The following is a 21,638-nucleotide window of genomic DNA, read 5'->3' as shown; positions in this document are numbered from 1 at the left end:
AGCCTATTCCACGGTCCCGTGCGGACCGGCGGGCCGGCGGGTGCCGGTCCCGTCGAGCACGCTGAAGTCAACGCCGTCCCAGCGCGGGCCGACGGCGTTCAGGCGCACGGTCCGGGGTTCATCGGCGTCGTCGGCTTCAAAGGCGCCGGGCGCCACGCCGTCCCCGCCTGATGCCTCGCCGGGGGTCCCGCTGCCTGTGTACCGGCCGCCCGTGCTGCGGCCCAGCTCGATTTCGAGCCTGTTGGCGGAGAGGTGCTCCACCCGGCCGGCGCCCCATTCCACGACGGTGACGGCCGAGTCCATGGTGTTTTCCAGGTCGATGTCGTCAATTTCGGCCTCGGAGCCAAGCCGGTACGCGTCCACATGGACCAGGTCGGGGCCGCCGGGGCGGGGGCCGTCAGCCAGGTTGGGGTGGATGCGGACCAGCACGAACGTCGGCGAGATGATGCCCTCACGCACGCCGAGGCTGCGGCCCAGGCCCTGCGTGAACGTGGTTTTGCCGGCCCCCAGCCCGCCGCTGAGGATGACCAGGTCGCCGGCCCTGAGCAGGCCGGCGAGGTTTTCGGCCAGCCGCTGGGTTTCCCCGGCCGTGGCGGTGGCAAATTCCCAGGCCATCAGGCGCCGCCCACATAGCTGCGCGGGACGCGCCCGCTGATGCGGGTCACCACCTCGTAGTTGACCGTCCCGGCGGCTTCGGCCCACTGCTCAACGAGGGGACCGCCGTCGGACCCGTCACCAAAGAGGACGGCGGCGCAGCCAAGCGCCGAGCCGGGCACCTCGGCACCGCTGAAGCCTGCACGCCCGTCGGGGCCAAGGTCAATGACCATCTGGTCCATGGCGATCCGGCCCACCACGGGGTAGGTGGTGCCATTGACGCGGACGGGGCCGCCCGTGGCGACGCGCGGAATCCCGTCCGCATACCCCAGCGGGATCAGCCCCAGGGTGGTGGGGCGGTTGCTGACAAAATTCAGCCCGTAGGACACGCCCTGGCCGGCGGGCACGTCCTTGCAGAGGGCCACGCGGGTTTGCAGCGTCATGGCCGGGACCAGGCCCAGCTGGGCGGAGGTGCGGTCCTCAAACGGCGAGAGGCCGTAGATGCCCAGGCCCGTGCGGACCAGGTCAAAGTGTGCGTCCGGGCGGGACAGCGTGGCCGGCGTGTTGGCAATGTGGCGCACTTCCAGGTCCGCGCCGGCGTCCTCGGCAATGGCCACGGCCTCGCGGAACACCTCGAGCTGGGCGTCCGTTTCGGGCCGGTGGGGCTCGTCGGCCACGGCCAGGTGGCTGAAGACGCCCACCACGCGCAGCAGCCCCTCGTCCTGGTAGGCGATGGCGTCGGAGACCAGCGCATCCCACCCGGCCATGGAGCAGCCGTTGCGCCCCAGTCCAGTGTCAATCTTCAGGTGGATGCGTGCCGGGCGTTCCTGCGCGCGCGCGGCGGCGGCAATGTGTTCCAGCTCCCAGCCGGAGCAGCCCACGTCGATGCCGGCGGCGACGGCTGCCGCGAAGTCGGTGGACGGGGTGTGCAGCCAGGCGAGCACCGGCGCGTCAATGCCGGCTGCGCGGAGCTGGAGGGCCTCGGAGACGTGGGCCGTGCCCAGCCAGTCCGCCCCCGCGGCCAGGGCGGTGCGGGCCACGGGCAGCATGCCGTGGCCGTAGGCGTCGGCCTTGACCACGGCCATGAGCTTGGCCGGGGCCGCAATGGAACGCAGCGTCCCGATGTTGTGGGCGATGGCGGAAAGGTTGATGACGGCTTGCCGTTCCGGGACGTGGCCGTGGACGGGCAGGGGCTCAACGGTGGGATTCACAGCTTCATTTTAGGCCTTCGCGCCGCCGACCCCGCGCGGCCGGACGGCCAGGGGGCGGCCCGGCCGCCGGGGCGCGGTGATTCCAGCACCGCAGTGCGAAGATGGAAAGGACAAATTTCCAGGCCCGGCAGGAAAGGCACGCCAGTGCACCAGGTTCGACGCGTTGCCATGCTCTCCCTCCACACCTCCCCCCTGGACCAGCCGGGCGGGGGCGACGCCGGCGGCATGAACGTCTACGTCCGCCAGCTGGCCCTGGAGCTGGCCGCGGCGGGCATCCTGGTTGACATTTATACGCGCCGGACGTCCCCGGAACTGGCGGACACGGTGGCGCTGGCGCCCGGCGTGAACGTCCACCATGTGACGGCGGGCCCCTTCGGCAAGGTGTCCAAGGAGTCGCTGCCGGAGCTGGTCCCCCAGATGGCCGACGCCGTTGCCGCCCACATGCGCCACCTTTCCACCCAGCCGTCCCCGGCCTGGCCGGCGGCCGGTGCGGGCGGCGGCCTTCCCGGGCCCGTCCCCGTCAACGTGGTGCATTCCCATTATTGGGTATCCGGGATGGCCGGCATCCTGGTGGCCCGCGGGCTTGACCTGCCGCTGGTCCACACGATGCACACCATGGCCCGGGTGAAGAACAAGCACCTGCCCTCGGGCCAGGCCGCCGAACCGGGCATCAGGGAAGAGGGCGAACAGCAGATCGTGGCTGCGGCCACGCGCCTGATTGCCAACACGACGGCCGAGGCCGCGGAGCTGGAGGCACATTACGACGGCTGTGAGCAGCGCATTGACGTGGTCTCCCCCGGCGTGGACCTGAAGGTGTTCAAGCCGGCCTTCCGCGACCGCTCACGCCAGCTGCGCGGCATTGCCCCGGCCGACTTCCATGTGGTGTTTGCCGGCCGGCTGCAACGGCTGAAGGGCCCGCATGTGCTGGTCAAGGCGGCGAAGCTGCTGCGCGCCGAACGCCCTGACATTCCGCTGCGGCTGACCTTCCTCGGCGCCCGCAGCGGCAACGACAAGTACGACCTCGGCCAGCTGGTGGCGGAGGCCGGCCTCGCCGGCACCGCCGCCGTGCTCCCGCCCGTCACCGCCGCGGAATTGGCGGACTGGTACCGCAGCGCGGACCTGGTGGCCGTGCCGTCGGCCAGCGAGTCCTTCGGGCTGGTGGCGTTGGAAGCACAGGCGTGCGGGACCGCCGTCGTCGCCACCAACGTGGGCGGACTGCCGCGTGCCGTCAGCGACGGCCGCACGGGGCTGCTGGTGGACGGCCGCTCCTCCAGGCTTTGGGCCGAAGCCATCGCCTCGCTCCACGACTTCCCGCAGACCCGCAAGGACATGGGACGGGCCGCCTCCGTGTTTGCCGAGTCGTTCGGATGGGAAAACACGGCCGCGCAGACCATGGCCAGCTACGACCTTTCGCTGACCTACCAATACGTGGCCCCGCCGGGCTGCTGACCAGCCACTGACGGGCAGGCGTGTCCCCTATCACAAAACCGGGCAACGCTGTAGCGTGTGACAAGTACCCGCATTTAGATGACAACTTTGTCATTTATGGCGCAACGTCAACTGTCCCGGCAAAAACGCCGGGCGGTTCCTGTCGAAAGGTCCACATCACTCGTGAAAACCCTGGGGAGAGCTCTGTTATCCAGGCCGGGATTCAGGAGGGCTGCGGCAATTTCCGCAGGCCTTCCGTTGCTCCTGGCCACCGTGGGGGCGCTGCCGGCCACGGCATCCACCGTCCAGGCCAAAAACCCTGGCCCGGCCACCTACCAGGCGGGCCGCTACATTGTGGTCCTAACCGAAAGGCCGGCCGCGACCTATGCGGGCGGCACTGCCGGGCTGGCCGCAACCAAGCCGGACAAGGGCCGCAAGCTCGATGCCAGCAAGCCGGCCGTGAAGAAGTGCCAGGACCACCTGCGCACCAGGCAGTCGGCCGTGGCCAAATCTGAAAATGTCAAGATCAACCGGACGTACACCGCCGCCCTCAACGGCTTCTCGGCGGAACTGTCCGCCGCACAGGCCCTCAAGCTGGCCAGGGACCCGCAAGTCCTGATGGTTGCCCCGGACACGGAGAACGCACCGGACTACTCCACCACCGATTTCCTGGGCCTGAGCGGGCCGAACGGCACCTGGAACTCCGCCTTTGGCGGACAGGGGAACGCCGGCAAGGGCGTCGTGGTGGGCGTGATCGACTCGGGGTATACGCCGTCGAGCCCGTTCTTCGCCGGCGATGACGTCAAGCCGCTGACGGGCACACCGCAGGTGGGGGTCCCCTACCGCACCCCGGACGGCAAGATCGCCATGTTGAAGGCCGACGGCGAAACGTTCCTCGGCGAGTGCCAGCCGGGCACGGGCAGCGGCGCCGCCTTTGACGGCTCCGCCTGCAACTCCAAGGTCCTGGGCGCACGGTACTTCGCCGAAGACTTCCTGAACTACGTGGCACCGGAACACCGGGCGCCACAGGAACTGCTTTCGCCGGTGGACGTGGGCAGCCACGGCACGCACACGGCCAGCACCGCGGCCGGCAACGCCAACATCCATGCCACGGTCGGCGGCAAGGACATGGGCACCACCAGCGGCATTGCCCCGGCGGCGAAGCTGTCCATCTACAAGATCTGCTGGGAGGACGACGACCCCAACACGGGCGGCTGCTACACCTCCGCCTCCGTGGCGGCCATCGACCAGGCCATCCTGGACGGCGTGGACGTGCTCAACTATTCCATCTCCGGCAGCACGGCCACCACCACCGACCCCGTGGCGCTGGCGTTCCTGTCCGCAGCCTCGGCCGGCGTCTTTGTGGCCGCGTCCGCCGGCAACTCCGGCCCCGCCGCAGGCACGGTCAACCACGGCGCCCCGTGGCTGACCACCGTCGCGGCCACCACCTTCAGCTCCGAACTGCAGGGGACGGCGGCATTTTCCGACGGCACCAAGTTCCGCGGTGCCAGCATGATGGACCATGAAGTCCCGGCCAGCCACGTTGTCCTCGCCGCCGATGCGGCAGCAGCGGGCGCGGCCACGCCGGAACTCTGCGGCCCCGATTCGCTGGACGCCGCCAAGGCCGCCGGCAAGGTCGTTGTGTGCGACCGCGGCGTCTTTGACCGGGTGGCCAAGAGCGCCGAAGTGAAGCGGGCGGGCGGGATCGGCATGATCCTGGCCAACATCACCCCCGGGTCCGAGGACCTTGACCTCCACTCGGTGCCCACGGTCCACGTGAACCCGCCGGCCAGCCAGCAGATCAAGGACAAGGTCACGGCCAACCCGGACATCCTGGTAGCCCTGGTCAACAAAGACACGACGGGCCTGCCCGTTGAGCCGCAGCCGCAGATCGCCGGCTTCTCCTCCAGGGGCCCGCTGACGGCCACGGATTCGGACCTGCTCAAGCCCGACGTCGCCGCCCCCGGCGTTGGCGTGCTGGCCGGGGTCTCACCCATCGGTTCCGCAGGCGCCCGGTTCGGCATGATGTCCGGAACGTCCATGGCGTCCCCACATGTTGCCGGCTTCGGGGCCCTCGTCCTGTCCCGGCACCCCACCTGGTCCCCTGCCACGGTCAAGTCGGCCATGATGACCACGGCGTCCGGCGTCGTCAATGCCGACGGCAGCAAAAACACCGACGTCTTCGCAACCGGCGCCGGCCAGGTGGCCGTCGCGAAGGTGCCCGACCCGGGCCTGGTCTACGACGCCGGCACCAACGACTACCTCAGGTTCATCCAGGGCACCGGCCTGGACCTGGGCATCCCGGGGCTCGGCAGCACGGCGCCCCGCGACATGAACCTGGCCTCGTTTGCCCTCGGCAGCCTGGCCGGCAAGGTCACCGTCACCCGTACCGTGACGGCTCTGGCACCGGGCCTGTACCGGGCCACGGCCAAGGTGCCCGGCGTGAACGTCAAGGTCACCCCTTCCGTGCTGAACTTCGCCAAGGCAGGCCAGCAGCAAACCTTCACGGTCACCTTCGAAAACGCCACGGCACCGCTGGGCAAGTTCGCCATGGGCAGCCTGGTCTGGGAGGGTGCCGGCAAGCACGTCGCCTCGCCCGTCGCCGTACGGCCGCTGCCGGTCATCGCGGCCAAGGACGTGGCGTTCACCTCCGCCGGCGGCACCGGCACCGGAAACATCCCGGTCGTGTCCGGCACCAATGCCCCCATCCAGGTGACGCTCGACGGGTTGTCGAAGGCGGATTCCTCGGAGATCTCGCTGGTGCCCGGCCCGCTCGAGGTGGCGGACGGCCCGTCGAACTTCCTCAAGACCGTCCAGGTCCCGGCCGGGGCCAAGCTGGCGAAGTTCTCCGTCATCTCCTCGGATCCGGCGGCCGACTACGACATGGTGGTCTTCAACCCGGCAGGATCGTACTACGACGTCCGAACCGGGTCCTCCAGCGAGACCCTTTCGCTGGCCGACCCGGCGCCCGGCACGTACACGATCCTGGCGAACCTCTACTCCAGCGCCGACGGGGCGGCCGTGAAGGCCACCGTTGACGCCGCTGTGCTGGGCGCGGACACGGGCAACGCGACCGTGACGCCCAACCCGCTGAAGCTGGCCAACGGCAAGTCGGGGGCGGTGATCCTGGCCTGGACCGGCCTGGACCCGGGCTCCTACATTGGGCGCGTCTCCTTCGGCGGCACCGGGACCCAGACGTTCGTTTCCGTGGTCGTTTCCCCGGACGGCACCGCAGTGGTGCCGGGCCAGGGGACGGGCGGGCCCGGGAAGGACAAACCTTACAAGCAGCACCAGCCGCTGGTGCTGCCCGAGTCACCGGCCCAGCCAAACCCGGAACTCTAGGCAGTCCTGGCCGGGCCGGAACGGCCCATGCATTATCGGCCCAGTCAGGCACCCTGCACTTTAACGGCCGGTCCGGTCCGGCCCGGCGCCGGGCCGGACCGGCTATGTGGCGCCGGTGCCGCCGGCCACGGCGCCGAACAAGGGCGCAAGGGCCTGCCAGCGCGCGGTTTCGCAGCTGTCGGTCCGCTTGAACGTGGAGCGGACGTCACGGCCCTTGAACACGCCGCGCACCACCGCCACCTGCGGGCCGCTGTACACGTCGCTGCACATCCGGGGCGGCCCCGGAACGGGGAAGAAGATGGCCTGCCCGTAGCGCTCCAGCGCCGCCACGGCGGCGGCAGGGTCCGGAACAGTTGTTTCCGGTCCGGGCCTGCCGTTCTCCACCACCAGCCGGTAGTCCAGCGGCTTCGCCCCCGGCGACGCCGTCACGGTGATGGATAGGTCCGTGGCCGCAGCCGGCGGCTGCACCGGCATTCCGGAAGCCGGCGGCCGGCCGCCCGTGCCCGGGAGCGCCGGCACCGGCGCGCACGCCGCCAACCCGGCCGCCAGCAGGACGGCCAGGACCACGCCGGCCCAGGCGGCGGCGTCGAACACCGCGGGGTTCCACAACCGTCCCAGGTCCACCGCCTCCTTGCATTTCTGCCATGCTAGCCCACCGACATGGCGGCGGGCGGGGACACGTTCCCGGCAGGGCGGCGCCGAAGTTGGTAACGTCACGGATACGACGAGAGGAATTCCTGCCATGACCGTTCCCGCAACCCCCTCCACCCATCCGGACGCCGGCTGGTGGCGCCAGGCCGCCGTCTACCAGATCTACCCGCGCAGCTTTTCGGACGCCACCGGCGACGGCATCGGCGACCTGCCCGGGGCCACGGCCCGCATGGGCTACCTCTCGGCGCTGGGCATCGACGCGATCTGGCTGAGCCCGTTCTACCCCTCGGCGCTGGCTGACGGCGGGTACGACGTCGACGACTACCGCAACGTCGATCCCCGCCTGGGCACGCTGGACGACTTCGACGCCATGGTCGCCGCCGCCCACGACGCCGGCATCAAGGTGATCGTGGACGTCGTCCCGAACCATTCCTCCAACCGGCACGTCTGGTTCCAGGCCGCCCTCGCCTCCGCCCCGGGCTCGCCCGAACGCGCGCGGTACCACTTCGCGGACGGGCTGGGGGTCAACGGCGAGCTGCCGCCATCGGACTGGCCCTCGCACTTTGGCGGCGGGGCCTGGACGCGGGTCGTGGAACAGGCCGGCCCCAACGCGGGCAGGCCGGGCCAGTGGTACCTGCACCTGTTCGCCACCGAGCAGCCCGACTTCAACTGGGACCATCCCGAGGTGCAGGCGGACTTCCACACCACCCTGCGCTTCTGGGCGGACCGCGGCGTGGACGGCTTCCGCGTGGACGTGGCCCACGGGCTGGCGAAGGACATGTCCCTGCCGCTGCGGTCCAAGCCCCAGCTGGAGATCCTCGTGGACGACGGCTCGGACCCGCTTTTTGACCGCGACGCCGTCCACGACATCTTCACCGGCTGGCGCGGCGTCCTGAACGAATACGATCCCCCCAAGGCCGCCGTGGCCGAGGCCTGGGTGCCGTTCACCAACCGCCGCCTCATGTACGCCCGCCCCACCGAACTCGGACAGGCCTTCAACTTCGACCTCCTGCAGGCCCCGTTTGACGCCGCCGAGTTCCGGGCCATCGCCGAGAAGTGCCTCGTGGAGGCCGCGGCGTCCGGGGCCTCCTCGACGTGGGTTTTTTCCAACCACGACGTCGTCCGCCACGCCTCCCGCTACGCCCTGCCGGACGGCAGCACCCTCGAAGACCTCGAGGCCTGGCTGCTGGCCGGCGGCACCGTTCCCCCGGCTGACCTGGGGCGCGGGCTGCGCCGGGCCCGGGCGGCAACGCTGTTCATGTTGGGCCTGCCCGGCTCCGCCTATCTTTACCAGGGCGAGGAGCTGGGGCTGTTCGAGGTGGCCGACCTGCCGGAGGCCTCGCTGCAGGACCCGACCTGGTTCCGCACGCAGCACAAGGTGAAGGGCCGCGACGGTTGCCGGGTGCCCCTGCCGTGGCAGCGGGATGCGGCAAACTTCGGCTTTGGCGGCACCCCGTGGCTGCCGCAGCCGGACTGGTTTGCCGGCCACGCGGCCGACGCACAGGACGGCGTCGAGGGCTCCACCCTGGAAATGTACCGCGCCGCGCTGGGCTGGCGGCGCAAGCTGCAAACCGACGAGTCGCTGGCGTGGCTGAGCGAACCGGCGGCGTCCGTGGTGCACTACCGGCGCCCCAACGGCTGGGAGGTGCTGACCAACTTTGGTGCCGCGCCCGCCCTGGTGCCCTCCGGCGTCGACCCTGCCAAGGTGGTGCTCAGCTCCGGCGTGCCGGCCACCGGTACCGTCCCGGCAGAAACCACCCTCTGGCTCGCCCCCTAGGCCAAACGCCCGGTTGCAAACGGGGCACTTTCCGCCAACGCCCGGTTGCAAACGGGGCACTTTCCGCCAACGCCCGGTTGCAACCGGGGCACTTTCCGCCAACGCCCGGTTGCAACCGGGGCACTATTTCCAAACCCTTCCGCAACGGCTGCGCCCATGGCCGCTCCAGATGGCGCCGAGCTGTGGATAACTTCTGCGGCGGGTGCCCGGCAGCGGCCATACTGGAGCCATGGACACGCCAGAGGAATCCCGGCTCCCGGACGTACCGTTCACGCTCGGCGAGGCCGAATCGCTGGGCGTCAGCCGGGACCGGCTGCGGGGCTCGAACTTCATGGCCGCAGGGTACGGACTGTACAGGCCGGCGGCGTGGGAGTTCACGCTGTCCGAGGCAGCCCGCGCACTTTGTGCCGCCACGCCCGGCGCCTGGATTTCCCATACGACGGCGGCACAACTGCACGGACTCATCCTCCCGCCCTGGCTCCAGGACGCTGCGGAATTGCATGTGAGCAAGCCCCGGAAACTGCCCGAAACCCGCCGCAGGGGCATCACCGGCCATACACTTCTCGCCTACGATGACGAGGTCGAAACTGTCAATGGGCTGCGGATCAGCACCCGCGCCCGCACCTGGCTGGACTTGGCCCGCCACCTCCCCCTGCCCAACCTTGTGTGCATGGGCGACCAGCTGATCCGGGTCCCCCGCGCCGTGTTTGAGGGGCGCACCGGTCCCTACGCCACCCCCGCCTCACTGCGCGCCATGACCGCCAGGCACAAAAACCTCCAGGGGATCGTCCGCGCGAGGGATGCACTGGGGCTGATGCGGGTGGGCGCCGATTCCGCGCCGGAGACGCTGCTGCGGCTGGCCATGCTCGACGCCGGCCTGCCGGAGCCGGAACTGCAGCTGTCCCTGTGGCCGACGCCGAGCGCCCCGTCCGCCGACCTCGGCTACCGGCGGCGGCGGATCGCCATCCAGTACGACGGCGGCACCCACGACGACCCCTTCCAGGCCAAACGCGACCAACGCCGCGATGCAGCGTTCCGCAACGCCGGCTGGACCGTCCTGGTCTTTGACAACCATGACCTTGCCGACGGCTACGACGGCGCCGTCCGGCGGATCAAGGCGGCCCTGCGGAACGCGTGGACGGACCCCGCCATCGTCGCCGGCTTCGCCACGGGCAGCTGAACCGGTCCCACATCAAAAAAGGGCGGATGCCCCCTCACAAAAGTGAGGGAGCATCCGCCCTTTTCGACCCGGTTGCAACCGGGCGTCGGGGAAAAGTGCCCCGGTTGCAACCGAGCGTCGGTGTCAGCGCTCGATGTCTCCGCGGATGAACGCTTCGACCAGCTCGTGGGCCTCGTCGTCGGGGTGCTGGACGGGCGGGGACTTCATGAAGTAGCTCGCGGCGGAGAGGATGGGGCCGCCGATGCCGCGGTCCAGGGCGATCTTGGCGGCGCGGATCGCGTCGATGATCACGCCGGCGGAGTTCGGGGAATCCCACACTTCCAGCTTGTATTCCAGGGATACGGGCGCGTCACCGAAGTTGCGGCCTTCCAGGCGGACGAAGGCCCACTTGCGGTCGTCGAGCCACGCAACGTAGTCGGACGGGCCGATGTGGACGTCGTCCGCGCCTAGCACGGCCGAGGTGTTGGAGGTGACGGCCTGGGTCTTGGAAATCTTCTTGGACTCGAGGCGGTCGCGTTCCAGCATGTTCTTGAAGTCCATGTTGCCGCCGACGTTCAGCTGGTAGGTGCGGTCCAGGATCACGCCGCGGTCCTCAAACAGCTTGGCCATGACACGGTGGGTGATGGTGGCGCCGATCTGGCTCTTGATGTCATCGCCGATGATGGGCACGCCGGCGGCGGTGAACTTGTCGGCCCATTCCTTGGTGCCGGCAATGAACACCGGCAGGGCGTTGACAAAGGCGACCCCGGCGTCGATGGCGCACTGGGCGTAGAACTTGGCGGCGGCGTCGGAGCCCACCGGCAGGTAGCACACCATGACGTCGACCTTGGCTTCCTTGAGGGTCGCCACCACGTCCACGGCCTCGGCGTCGGACTCCACGATGGTCTCGCGGTAGTACTTGCCCAGGCCGTCGAGAGTGTGTCCGCGCAGGACGGGGACGTCGAGCACGGGCACATCAGCGAGCTTGATGGTGTTGTTCTCGCTGGCGCCGATGGCCTCGGAGAGGTCCAGCCCCACCTTCTTGCCGTCCACGTCGAACGCGGCCACAAACGTCACGTCATTGACGTGGTACGGCCCGAACTCGACGTGCATCAGGCCCGGAACCTTCGCGGACGGATCGGCATCCTTGTAGTACTGGACGCCCTGGACCAGCGACGAGGCACAGTTTCCCACACCGACAATGGCAACCCGAATAGGATGATTGGACACGGAACTCCTTCATAAAAAATATCCCGGTCCGGACCCATTTCAGGGCGATCGGTCGGCGCACGGCTGCACGGAATTCTCGTGAGCTCAGGCGGACGGCTGGTCGAACCGGACCCGGCGCCACCACGGCGCCCTAACCATACTAAGCAACGTACCGCGCCTTGGCATTGTTCCCCACGTCACGAAAGATCTTCGTGGCCGCCCTCATGGGGCCGCCGCCCGGTGGCGGCCCCATGAGGTCCCCGGGGCGACCCCGGGGCATCTTAACGCAGCTACTTTTGGGCCCACTTGTTGATGTCGGATTCGACGGCGAACTCGTCGATGGCGGTGAGTTCACGGTCCGTAAACGCCAGGTTGTTGATGGCGGCGACATTGTTTTCAAGCTGCCGGACGCTGGAGGCACCCACCAGGGCGGACGTCAAGGCGCTGCCCTTGGCCTGCGGGCGCAGGATCCAGGCGATGGCCATTTGCGCCAGCGACTGGCCGCGCGCGGCGGCGATGCCGTTCAACGCGCGCACCCGGGCCATCTTTTCCTCGGTGAGGTCGTTTTCGTGCAGGAAGCGTTCCTTGGCGGCCCGCGAGTCGGCGGGGACCCCGTTGAGGTAGCGGTCCGTGAGCATGCCCTGGGCCAGCGGCGAGAACGCTATCGACCCCGCGCCAACCTCGTCAAGGGCCTCGTACAGGTTTGGTTCGCCGTTTTCCGTCCACCGGTTCAGCATGGAGTAGGAGGGCTGGTGGATCAACAGCGGCGTACCCATTTCCTTCAGGATCCGTGCCGCCTCGAGCGTCTGGGCGGGCGTGTACGACGAAATGCCCGCGTACAGTGCCTTGCCGGAACGAACGGCCGTGTCCAGGGCGCCCATGGTCTCCTCCATGGGCGTTTCCGGGTCTGGCCGGTGGCTGTAGAAGATGTCCACGTAGTCAAGGCCCATGCGCCCCAACGACGCATCCAGGCTGGACAGCAGGTACTTGCGGGAGCCCCACTCGCCGTACGGCCCGGGCCACATATAGTAGCCGGCCTTGGTGGAGATGACCAGTTCGTCGCGGTGGGCGGCAAAGTCATCCTTGAGGTGGCGGCCAAAGTTGGTTTCGGCGCTGCCGTCCGGCGGGCCGTAGTTGTTGGCCAGGTCAAAGTGGGTGACGCCCAGGTCGAAGGCGCGGCGCAGGATGGCACGCTGGACCTCGAACGGCTTGTCATCGCCAAAGTTGTGCCACAGGCCCAGCGAGACGGCGGGCAGTTTCAGTCCGCTGCGTCCGACGCGGCGGTAGGGCATGGTCTCATAGCGGTTTTCCGCAGCATGAAATGTCATGTCCCCATCCTGCCACCCCCGGCGCACCGCGGGCGGCTTTTGCCGCGCCGGCCCCGCGCCTCAGTCCCGGCCGGGCGCGCGCAGCACCAGCGTGGACCGTCCGGCCACGCCCACCACCTGCCCGGCCGCGAATTCCTCAGCACTGACGCCGTCGGTGTGGATTTCCACCACCCAGCTGTCCGCGTAGCCCCCATCCGGCAGCGTAAAGTCCACCACGTCGTCCCCGGCGTTGAACAGCATCAGGAAGCAGTCGTCCACCACGGGCCGGCCGCGTTCGTCGCAGTCCGGGAGTCCGTCACCGTTGAGGAACACCCCGATGCTGCGCCCGAACCCGCTTTCCCAGTCGGCCTCGGTCATGGCGGCGGCATCGGGGCGCAGCCACACGATGTCCGGCAGGGCGCCGTCGTCCCCGCGGTCCACGGGGTGCCCGTTAAAGAAGCGCCGGCGCCGGAACACCGGGTGCGCTGCCCGCAGAGCGCCCAGCCGGGAGGCAAAGTCAACCAGGGCGGTGTCGGCGCCGGACCAGTCGATCCAGGTCAGGGGCGAGTCCTGGGCGTAGCCGTTGTTGTTGCCGCCCTGCGTGCGGCCCAGCTCGTCGCCGTGGGAGATCATGGGCACGCCCTGGGCCAGCAGCAAGGTGGTGAGGAAGTTGCGCTGCTGCCGGGCGCGGAGGCTGTTGACGGCAGGGTCGTCGGTGGGGCCCTCCACGCCGCAGTTCCAGGAACGGTTGGTGGATTCGCCGTCGCGGTTCTCCTCCCCGTTGGCGTCGTTGTGCTTGTCGTTGTAGCTGACCAGGTCGGCGAGGGTGAAGCCGTCGTGGGCCGTCACGAAGTTGATGGACGCCACGGGGCGGCGGCCGGAGTGGCCGTACAGGTCCGAGGAGCCCGTCAGCCGGGAGGCAAACTCCCCCAGCGTGGCCGGTTCCCCTCGCCAGAAGTCGCGCACGGTGTCGCGGAACTTGCCGTTCCACTCAGTCCACTGCGGCGGGAAGTTGCCCACCTGGTAGCCGCCGGGGCCCAGGTCCCAGGGTTCGGCGATGAGCTTGACGCGGGAGATCACCGGATCCTGCTGCACCATTTCGAAGAACGTGGAGAGCTTGTCCACTTCGTAGAATTCGCGGGCCAGTGTGGCGGCCAGGTCAAAGCGGAAGCCGTCCACATGCATCTCGGTGACCCAGTACCGCAGGGAGTCCATGATCAGCGCCAGGGGGTGCGGCTGGCGGACGTTGAAGGAATTCCCGGTCCCGGTGTAGTCCAGGTAGTGGGCCGCGTCGCCCTCGACCAGGCGGTAGTAGCCGTCGTTGTCGATCCCGCGGAAGGAAAGCGTGGGTCCCAGGTCGCTGCCTTCGGCCGTGTGGTTGTACACGACGTCCAGGATCACCTCGAGCCCGTTGCGGTGCAGTTCCTTGACCATCTCCTTGAACTCGCGCACCTGCCCGCAGGGGTCCGTGTCGGCCGCATATTCGTTGTGCGGGGCAAAGAAGCCGATGGTGTTGTAGCCCCAATAGTTGCGCAGTCCACGGCTTTCCAGCGCGTCGTCCTGGACAAATTGCTGTACCGGCATGAGTTCGACGGCGGTCACGCCCAGCTTCTTCAGGTGCCCGACGACGGCGGGGTGCGCCACCCCTGCATAACGGCCCCGCTGGTGTTCCGGCACGTCAGGAAGCTGCCGGGTCAGGCCCTTGACGTGGGCCTCGTAGATGACGGTGCGGTGGTAGGGGGTGTCCGGCCGGGCCACCTCCCGGCCGTCATCGCCGCTCCAGTCGAAGCCCGCATCGACCACCACCGAGCGGTAGGTGTAGGCGGCGGAGTCCTCGTCGTTGCGGGTGAGCGGCTCGCCGAAGGTGTATGCGTAGACCGGCTGGCCCCACGTCACCTGGCCCGCAATGGCCCGGGCATAGGGGTCCAGCAGCAGCTTGTGGACGTTGAACCGTTTCCCGTTGGCAGGGTCCCAGGACCCGTCAACGCGGAAGCCGTAGTGCTGGCCGGGCTTCACCCCGGGCACATACCCGTGCCACACGTACGCGTCGACTTCGGTGAGGCGGATGCGTTCCTCGTTCCCGCCGTCATCAAACAGGCACAGGTACACGGCCTCGGCACTGTCGCTGAACAGGGCGAAGTTGGTGCCGTCGGCGTCGGCCTCGGCGCCGAGCGGATACGGTTTTCCGGGCCAAGGTTCCACGGGTTCCCCCTTGCGGTTGGTGCGTTGGTTGGTCAGCAGGCTCCGGACAGCCCTTTCCACACGGCCGGGATGCGCCCCGCCAGCATGCCGGCATTCAGCGGCGCCCCGGTGCCGTACTGCCCCAGTCTGCCATGGAATGCCGCCGCCAACGCGGCAGTTGCGGCCAAGGCGTCGGGCGGGTCCGCGCCGGCTGCCTGGCCGCGCCCGGTGTCCATGGCCAGCAGTGCCACCAGGATGCCGGCCAGGGTGTCGCCGCTGCCTGCCGTGGCCAACGACGGCGTGCCGTCGCCCTGGCTGTACGTCCTCCCGCCGGGGGACGCCACGAAGGTGGTCGGCCCCTTGAGCAGGACCGTGGCCCCTGTCAGGGCGGCGGCATCGCGGGCGGCAGCCAGCGGGGCCGCTTCCACCTCCGCCCGCTCGGTCTCCTTACCCAGCCTGGTCAGGAGTGCGGCCAGCTCGCCGGCATGCGGGGTCAGGACCAGGTGCGACTGCTCCGCCCCGGCCGCCCGGGACACGAGTTCCAGCGCCCCGGCGTCAACCACCGTTGGCAGGCCGGAGGCCAGCGCCTGGCGGGCCCGGGCCAGTTGTTCCCGGTCGCCGTCAATGCCGGGACCGGCAAGCCAGGCCTGCACGCGGACGCTGTCCGGGGGACCTTCGGTGCATACGGCCTCCGGGTTGCGCACATGCAGGGCGGCAGCCACCGCGCCCGGTCCCAGGTAGCGCACCATGCCCGGTCCGCAGGCCGACGCCGCGGCCACTGCCAGCAGCGCCGCCCCCGGATAGTCTGCGGACCCGGCCACGATCCCCGCCACCCCGCGCGTATATTTCTGGTCGGCGGCTTCCGGCCGTGGCAGCAGCGCCGCCAGGTCCGCCGTTTGCAGGCGGAGCACATCGGGCGTCCCCAGCCCGTCCTCAATGCCCAGCCCGACGACGGTGGCCCCACCGCTGAGCTGCTCCCCCGGCGCCGCAAGCAGCCCTGTCTTGGCGGCACCGAAGGTCACGGTGAGCGTTGCCGGCAGCACGGGCCCGTGCACTTCCCCGGTGGTGGCGTCCACGCCGCTGGGCAGGTCGCATGCCACCACTGCGGGGGCGGAGGTGGCCGCCAGCCCCGGACCCGGGCCGGCCGGGTTGTTCGGGATTATTTTGCACAACCGTGCCACAATGCTTGCTGCGGGCTCCCGCAGGCCGCCATGCCCGCCGGTGCCCAGAAGTCCGTCCACAATCACGTCGGCGGCTGCGGCCTGGGCGCAAAAGCGGTCGCTGCCCTCCGGGACGCTGAGGATCAGGCCGCCGGCCTTCGTGAAGGCGGCCAGCGCCCCAGGGTGGGTGCGGGTGCTGGTGAGCAGCGCCATCGCGCGGGCCCCGCGTCCGGCCAGCCAGGCTCCGGCAAACAACGCGTCACCACCGTTGTTGCCCGAACCGACGAGCAGGGCAACGTGCGATCCGTAGACGCCGCAGCCGCGTCCCCGCAGCACGGAAACCACGCCCATCGCCAGGCCGTACGCGGCGCGCTGCATCAATTCCGGCCCGCACCCGGCCTCGAGCAGCGGCTGTTCGGCAGCGCGCACGGCTGCGGCGGTGTAGGCGGGGAGCACGTCAGCCCTCGGCAATCACCATGGCCGTGGAAATGCCGCCGTCGTGGCTCATGGACAGGTGCCAGCGCTTGATGCCCTTGGCCTTGGCGACGGCGGCCACAGTGTCCTTGACGTTGATGGTGGGGCCGTGCTCGTCCAGGCCGATCCAGCAGTCCTGCCAGTTCATGCCGGCCGGCGCGCCGAGGGCCTTGGCCACGGATTCCTTGGCGGCAAAGCGCGCTGCGAGCGACTGGGTGTTCAGGCCGCGCTCGGCGGGCACAAACAACCTGTCCCGCAGCCCGGGCGTACGCTCCAGCTGCCGGCCAAAGCGTTCTATGTCAACGACGTCCACACCAATGCCAATAATCATGCTCCCAGCCTATTCCCCAGAAGCTCCCACCGCGGGGACCCCGGCGGTCGAGCCCGTCGAGACCTTGATTTCGACAGGCCCGATCACCGGCAAGCCCAATCACCGGCCGGCGGCGAAAATCTACTCGACGGTGACGGACTTTGCCAGGTTGCGCGGCTGGTCCACGTCGTAGCCCTTGGCCATGGCCAGCTCGCAGGCGAAGATCTGCAGCGGCACGGTGGCCAGCAGCGGCGCCAGCAGCGTGGTGGTCTCCGGGATGTAGAAAACGTGCTCGGCGTGGGCGCGCACGGACTCGTCGCCTTCCTCGGCAATCACAATGGTCTTCGCACCGCGGGCGCGCACCTCCTGGATGTTGGAGACGACCTTCGAATGCAGGGAGTCCCGGCCGCGGGGCGAGGGGACCACCACGATGACGGGCTGGCCCTCCTCGATCAGTGCGATGGGGCCGTGCTTGAGTTCGCCGGCGGCAAATCCTTCGGCGTGGATGTAGGCGAGCTCCTTGAGCTTGAGCGCCCCTTCCATGGCCACGGGGAAGCCGACGTGGCGGCCCAGGAACAGCACCGAGCTGGTGTCGGCCATGCTGCGGGCCAGGTCCTTGATCTGCTGGTCGTTTTCCAGGACCTGCGCGATCTTTGCCGGCACCTTGGCCAGGTCGGCCAGCACATCCTTGATCTGCCCCTGGAACAGGTTGCCGCGCAGCTGTGCCAAATACAGGCCCAGCAGGTAGGCGGCCGTGATCTGGGCGAGGAACGCCTTGGTCGAGGCCACGGCGATCTCCGGTCCGGCGTGCGTGTACAGCACGGCGTCGGATTCGCGCGGGATGGTGGAACCGTTCGTGTTGCAAATGGCGACGGTCTTGGCGCCCTGCTCGCGGGCGTAGCGCACGGCCATCAGCGTGTCCATGGTTTCACCGGACTGGGACAGCGAGACGATCAGCGTCTTGTCATCCACGATCGGGTCACGGTAGCGGAATTCATGGGACAGTTCCACCTCGGTGGGGATCCGGCACCAGTGCTCGATGGCGTACTTGGCCACCTGGCCGGCGTAGGCGGACGTGCCGCAGGCGAGCACGATGATCTTGTTGACGGTTTTCAGCACGTCGGCGTCGATGCGCATTTCATCCAGCGTCAGCTTGCCGTCGATGTCCGAACGGCCCAGCAGGGTCTGGGCCACGGCCTCAGGCTGGTCATGGATTTCCTTCTCCATGAAGGACGGGAAGCCGTCCTTCTCGGCGGCGGCGGCATCCCAGTCGACCAGGTACTCGCGGCCCTCGGCGGGTTCACCGCGGAAATCGGTGATGGCCACGGTCTCCGCGGTGATGGTGACCACCTGGTCCTGGCCCAGCTCCACGGCCCGGCGCGTGTAGTCAATGAAGCCGGATACGTCCGAGCCGAGGAAGTTCTCGCCGTCGCCCAGCCCCACCACCAGGGGTGAATTGCGGCGCGAGGCCACCACGGTGCCGGGGTGGGCCGCATGGGCGGCGAGGAGGGTGAAGGCCCCCTCAAGGCGCTGGGAGGCAAGCTGCATGGCCCGGGTGAGGCGGGCGCCGTCGGCAGATTCATCGGCCGGAAGCGAGCGGTAGATCTCCCCCAGCAGGACCGCCGCCACTTCGGTGTCGGTGTCGGAGATGAAGGTGTGCCCCTGGTGGACGAGCTCGGCCTTCAGGGGTGCATAGTTTTCAATGATCCCGTTGTGGATCACGGCCAGCCGGCCGTCGTCCACCACATGCGGGTGGGCGTTCTTGTCCGTGGGACCGCCGTGGGTGGCCCAGCGGGTGTGGCCGATCCCGGTCATGGAATCCGGCAGCGGGCTCGCGGCGAGCTCCGCCGTCAGGTTGGCCAGCTTTCCCGCCTTCTTGCGCATGGCGATTTCGCCGTTGGCCACCACTGCCACCCCGGCTGAGTCGTAGCCGCGGTACTCAAGGCGCCGCAGGCCCTCCATGAGCACGTCCAGGGCCTGGTGCCCGGCTGCAGTCGACGTTCCATTGGCCGGGGCGGTTCCGGCATAACCAACAATTCCACACATGAAAACCAATCATAATCGCTGTTTGATTTGTAGTACGTCCTACGTTAGGGGCGGGAAAACGCACCGCAGTCCCGCCCCACCGTGACGTCCCGTATTTCGCGCTGCACCACAAACAAGGCAGAATCAACAGCGTGACATCGCAAAAATCCGAGTCCAGCAACGGCGACGGCGCCTCCCCCTTTGTGGAGCTGGACCGCCAGACGTGGTCGCGGCTTGCCAATAAAATCGAGCAGCCACTCAATGAAGAGGACCTCGCACGCATCCGCGGCCTGGGTGACCAGCTCGACATGCGTGAGATTCGCGACGTCTACCTCCCGCTGTCCCGGCTCCTGAACCTCTACGTGGCCGCGGCGGGGCACCTGCACAGCGCCACCACCACCTTCCTGGGCGAACGCGGCAGCCGGACGCCGTTCGTCATTGGTGTCGCCGGTTCCGTGGCCGTGGGCAAGTCCACCACGGCACGTGTGCTGCGCGAGATGCTGCGCCGCTGGCCGGACACACCCAACGTGGAACTCGTGACCACTGACGGCTTCCTCTATCCCAACGCCGAACTGGAGCGCCGCGGGCTGATGTCCCGCAAGGGCTTCCCGGAATCCTATGACCGCCGCGCCCTGCTCCGCTTTGTCAGCGCCGTCAAGAGCGGCGCCGAGGAAGTCCGCGCCCCGATGTACTCGCACCTGACGTACGACATCATGCCCGGCCGGGAAGTGGTGGTCCACCGCCCCGACGTGCTCATCGTGGAGGGCCTGAACGTCCTGGCCGCCGCCCGGCCGCGCCCGGACGGCCGGTCCGGCCTGGCCGTCAGCGACTTCTTCGACTTTTCCATCTACGTGGACGCGAAAACGCAATACATCGAACAGTGGTACATCGACCGCTTCCGATCCCTGCGCAGCGGGGCGTTCTCCAACCCGGAATCGTATTTCCGCCGGTACGCGGCCCTGTCCGACGCCGAGGCCGTGGAAACCGCCACCCACATCTGGAAAACCATCAACGAACCGAACCTGCTCCAAAACGTGCTCCCCACCCGCGGCCGGGCACAGCTGGTGCTCACCAAGGACTCCGACCACTCCATCCGCCGGATGCTGCTGAGGAAGGTCTAGCCGGCCATGGCCGGAAGCCACCAGGCCCCCGGCAATGCCCCGGGAACTCGCCGGGCCCGCCCGGGCGCCGTCCTGACAGCATTCCTTGCCGTGCCGCTCCTTGTCGTCCTGGCCTTCTCCCTGGGCGGCTGTTTCCCCCGTCCGACGCCGGGGCCCTCCCTGGCGGGCGCCGCACCTTCCGTTTCCCCCTCCACGGCGCCGGGCCCGGCATCGGCCAAAGCCCAGCGGCCGGCGTCGTCCTCCCCCGCTTTGGCAGCGAAACCCCCGGTCGCCGGCGCGCCTGCCGGGGCACCCATCCAGCAGCTGTTCGCCGCCGGCGGCAATTCCCTGCCCGACCGGGCGCTGTGGGACATCACCGACCCGTCCAGTGTGCTCGTGCTGGTGAACAAGCACCATGCACTCGTGCCGCGGAACTACATGCCACCGTTCCTGGTGACGCCCGCCGTTCCCACGGGTTCGGGCGAGCCCGTCCTCCTGCGGCGGGCAGCGGCAGCGGCTGTCGGGCAAATGTTTGCCGCGGCCGCAGCAGACGGCGTCAACATGACGGTGATGAGCAGCTTCCGCTCCTACGCCACGCAGGTGTCCCTCTACAACAGTTACGCGGCACAAAGGGGCGCCGAAGCGGCGGACACGGCCTCGGCCCGGCCGGGATACTCCGAGCACCAGACCGGCTTTGCCTTCGATATCGGGGACGCCGCCGTCCCGGCGTCGTGCGCGTTCACGTGGTGCATGGCGTCAAGCCCGGCTGGCCTGTGGGTGGCCGGACACGCCGCGAAATACGGCTTTGTGGTCCGCTACCAACTTGGCCTGGAGGGCACCACCGGATACCTCGCCGAACCCTGGCACCTGCGCTTTGTGGGTGCTGCCGTTGCCCAGGACATGTCCAGGCGCGGAATCCTGACGTACGAACAATATTTAGGCCTGCCCGGCGCACCGGGTTATGAATAGGCCGCGTGGAGGCATTTGTGAAAATGCCGTCCATGAGGTGCCTGGCGCGCGCCTGCACCATTCCGGGAAGCTGCCGCGCGTCCACGTTTTTGGGCCGGCTGCATTGAGCGGGACAATTCCCTTTTGGTCTCAATGCAACCGGCCCAAATCCGCTGGCACCGACCTGCGGACATCAAATTTTCATTCCCAGGAACGCCTTCAAGGGCGCCCCGGCGGAAACTGCGGTTTTAGACGCTCACGACAGGCTGCTCGGTCCCGCAATACTTGCATTTGCTTGCTGCGACCGGCAGGTCGTCGGAAAGGCAGGCGGGGCAGGCCTTGGTCGGCGCCGGGTCACCAAACGCCGTGATGCCACGGCGGGCCTGGATCGCCTTGTAAGGAACGACAATAACGAAGTACACGACTGCCATGAAGATGATGAAATAGATGATGGCGGAAATAAAGGACCCGATATCGAGGTAGGTCGCCTTGTTGCCAGCCGCTCCGAGCTGCCAGCCAAGGCCCAGTGACTGGCCACCCTGAAGTGCGGCAATGAGGGGATTGATGACGAAATCCGTAAATGCCTTCACCAAGGTGCTGAAGGCCAGGGCAACAACCAAACCGATTGCCACGGTAATTACGTCACCACGCATTAGAAAATTCTTAAATCCACGAATCATCATTACTCCTCACCCATTCAACAACAATTTACTGTCGGTTGTCACGCTAAGGGAAAAATACGGCGAGGTCAAGCGCTTACGC

General features: G+C 68.5%; 16 protein-coding genes. 6 read left to right on the top strand and 10 right to left on the bottom strand.

The window, feature by feature from the left end:
* Nucleotides 1-3: 3 nt before the first annotated feature.
* Both tsaE and alr read right to left on the bottom strand, forming a co-directional pair.
* Nucleotides 4-615, bottom strand: coding sequence for a tRNA (adenosine(37)-N6)-threonylcarbamoyltransferase complex ATPase subunit type 1 TsaE (gene tsaE / locus MMF96_RS11350; RefSeq protein WP_256883594.1), 612 nt, complete (start codon nucleotides 613-615; stop codon nucleotides 4-6).
* Nucleotides 615-1,805: an alanine racemase gene (gene alr, locus MMF96_RS11345; protein WP_176615160.1), complete on the bottom strand. Its 1,191-nt coding sequence runs from the start codon at nucleotides 1,803-1,805 to the stop codon at nucleotides 615-617. Before alr ends, tsaE begins: the two co-directional genes overlap by 1 nt.
* Nucleotides 1,806-1,949: 144 nt before the next feature.
* Here alr and MMF96_RS11340 point away from each other — a divergent pair, with 144 nt between their 5' ends.
* The gene (locus tag MMF96_RS11340; protein WP_256883593.1) at nucleotides 1,950-3,254 is read left to right on the top strand and encodes a glycosyltransferase; all 1,305 of its coding nucleotides are present in this window, start codon (nucleotides 1,950-1,952) and stop codon (nucleotides 3,252-3,254) included.
* A 237-nt stretch (nucleotides 3,255-3,491) separates the two neighbouring features.
* On the top strand, nucleotides 3,492-6,575 hold the full coding sequence (locus MMF96_RS11335; protein WP_256883592.1) for a S8 family serine peptidase: 3,084 nt from the start codon (nucleotides 3,492-3,494) through the stop codon (nucleotides 6,573-6,575).
* 102 nt (nucleotides 6,576-6,677) lie between these two features.
* Here MMF96_RS11335 and MMF96_RS11330 read toward each other — a convergent pair whose 3' ends face one another.
* On the bottom strand, nucleotides 6,678-7,199 hold the full coding sequence (locus tag MMF96_RS11330; protein WP_306295850.1) for a serine protease inhibitor: 522 nt from the start codon (nucleotides 7,197-7,199) through the stop codon (nucleotides 6,678-6,680).
* Nucleotides 7,200-7,317: 118 nt separating this feature from the next.
* On the opposite strand from MMF96_RS11330, the gene MMF96_RS11325 reads away from it, so the two are divergent.
* Together MMF96_RS11325 and MMF96_RS11320 are read left to right on the top strand one after the other, a co-directional pair.
* Nucleotides 7,318-9,003: a glycoside hydrolase family 13 protein gene (locus tag MMF96_RS11325; RefSeq protein WP_256883591.1), complete on the top strand. Its 1,686-nt coding sequence runs from the start codon at nucleotides 7,318-7,320 to the stop codon at nucleotides 9,001-9,003.
* A gap of 229 nt (nucleotides 9,004-9,232) precedes the next feature.
* On the top strand, nucleotides 9,233-10,183 hold the full coding sequence (locus tag MMF96_RS11320) for a DUF559 domain-containing protein (RefSeq protein ID WP_256883590.1): 951 nt from the start codon (nucleotides 9,233-9,235) through the stop codon (nucleotides 10,181-10,183).
* A 123-nt stretch (nucleotides 10,184-10,306) separates the two neighbouring features.
* Here MMF96_RS11320 and MMF96_RS11315 read toward each other — a convergent pair whose 3' ends face one another.
* From MMF96_RS11315 to glmS, 6 genes are all read right to left on the bottom strand, one after another.
* On the bottom strand, nucleotides 10,307-11,392 hold the full coding sequence (locus tag MMF96_RS11315) for an inositol-3-phosphate synthase (RefSeq protein WP_256883589.1): 1,086 nt from the start codon (nucleotides 11,390-11,392) through the stop codon (nucleotides 10,307-10,309).
* 269 nt (nucleotides 11,393-11,661) lie between these two features.
* Entirely contained in the window at nucleotides 11,662-12,699 is a 1,038-nt protein-coding gene (gene mgrA / locus MMF96_RS11310) for an L-glyceraldehyde 3-phosphate reductase (protein WP_256883588.1), read from the bottom strand.
* A gap of 60 nt (nucleotides 12,700-12,759) precedes the next feature.
* Nucleotides 12,760-14,880 (bottom strand): glycogen debranching protein GlgX, encoded by a 2,121-nt coding sequence (glgX, locus tag MMF96_RS11305; protein ID WP_256883587.1) that lies wholly within the window; start codon nucleotides 14,878-14,880, stop codon nucleotides 12,760-12,762.
* Between the two features lie 32 nt (nucleotides 14,881-14,912).
* Nucleotides 14,913-16,490: a bifunctional ADP-dependent NAD(P)H-hydrate dehydratase/NAD(P)H-hydrate epimerase gene (locus MMF96_RS11300; RefSeq protein WP_256883586.1), complete on the bottom strand. Its 1,578-nt coding sequence runs from the start codon at nucleotides 16,488-16,490 to the stop codon at nucleotides 14,913-14,915.
* Nucleotides 16,477-16,824, bottom strand: a complete 348-nt coding sequence (locus tag MMF96_RS11295) for a holo-ACP synthase (protein ID WP_113719140.1) — start codon at nucleotides 16,822-16,824, stop codon at nucleotides 16,477-16,479. Before MMF96_RS11295 ends, MMF96_RS11300 begins: the two co-directional genes overlap by 14 nt.
* Before the next feature lie 120 nt (nucleotides 16,825-16,944).
* Nucleotides 16,945-18,849: a glutamine--fructose-6-phosphate transaminase (isomerizing) gene (glmS, locus tag MMF96_RS11290; protein ID WP_256883585.1), complete on the bottom strand. Its 1,905-nt coding sequence runs from the start codon at nucleotides 18,847-18,849 to the stop codon at nucleotides 16,945-16,947.
* Nucleotides 18,850-18,971: 122 nt separating this feature from the next.
* On the opposite strand from glmS, the gene coaA reads away from it, so the two are divergent.
* The gene (coaA, locus tag MMF96_RS11285; RefSeq protein WP_256883602.1) at nucleotides 18,972-19,949 is read left to right on the top strand and encodes a type I pantothenate kinase; all 978 of its coding nucleotides are present in this window, start codon (nucleotides 18,972-18,974) and stop codon (nucleotides 19,947-19,949) included.
* Between the two features lie 6 nt (nucleotides 19,950-19,955).
* Complete coding sequence (locus tag MMF96_RS11280) at nucleotides 19,956-20,897, top strand: D-alanyl-D-alanine carboxypeptidase family protein (protein ID WP_256883584.1); 942 nt, start codon at nucleotides 19,956-19,958, stop codon at nucleotides 20,895-20,897.
* A gap of 227 nt (nucleotides 20,898-21,124) precedes the next feature.
* On the opposite strand, the gene MMF96_RS11275 is transcribed toward MMF96_RS11280, so the two are convergent.
* Nucleotides 21,125-21,556, bottom strand: coding sequence for an MscL family protein (locus tag MMF96_RS11275; RefSeq protein WP_176615203.1), 432 nt, complete (start codon nucleotides 21,554-21,556; stop codon nucleotides 21,125-21,127).
* Between the last annotated feature and the right edge of the window lie 82 nt (nucleotides 21,557-21,638).

It is taken from the genome of Arthrobacter sp. STN4 (genome assembly GCF_024539665.1).
In the GTDB taxonomy this organism is placed as follows: domain Bacteria; phylum Actinomycetota; class Actinomycetes; order Actinomycetales; family Micrococcaceae; genus Specibacter.
Note: the sequence above shows the minus strand (reverse complement) of the source record. Positions and strands in the feature narration are given on the sequence as shown.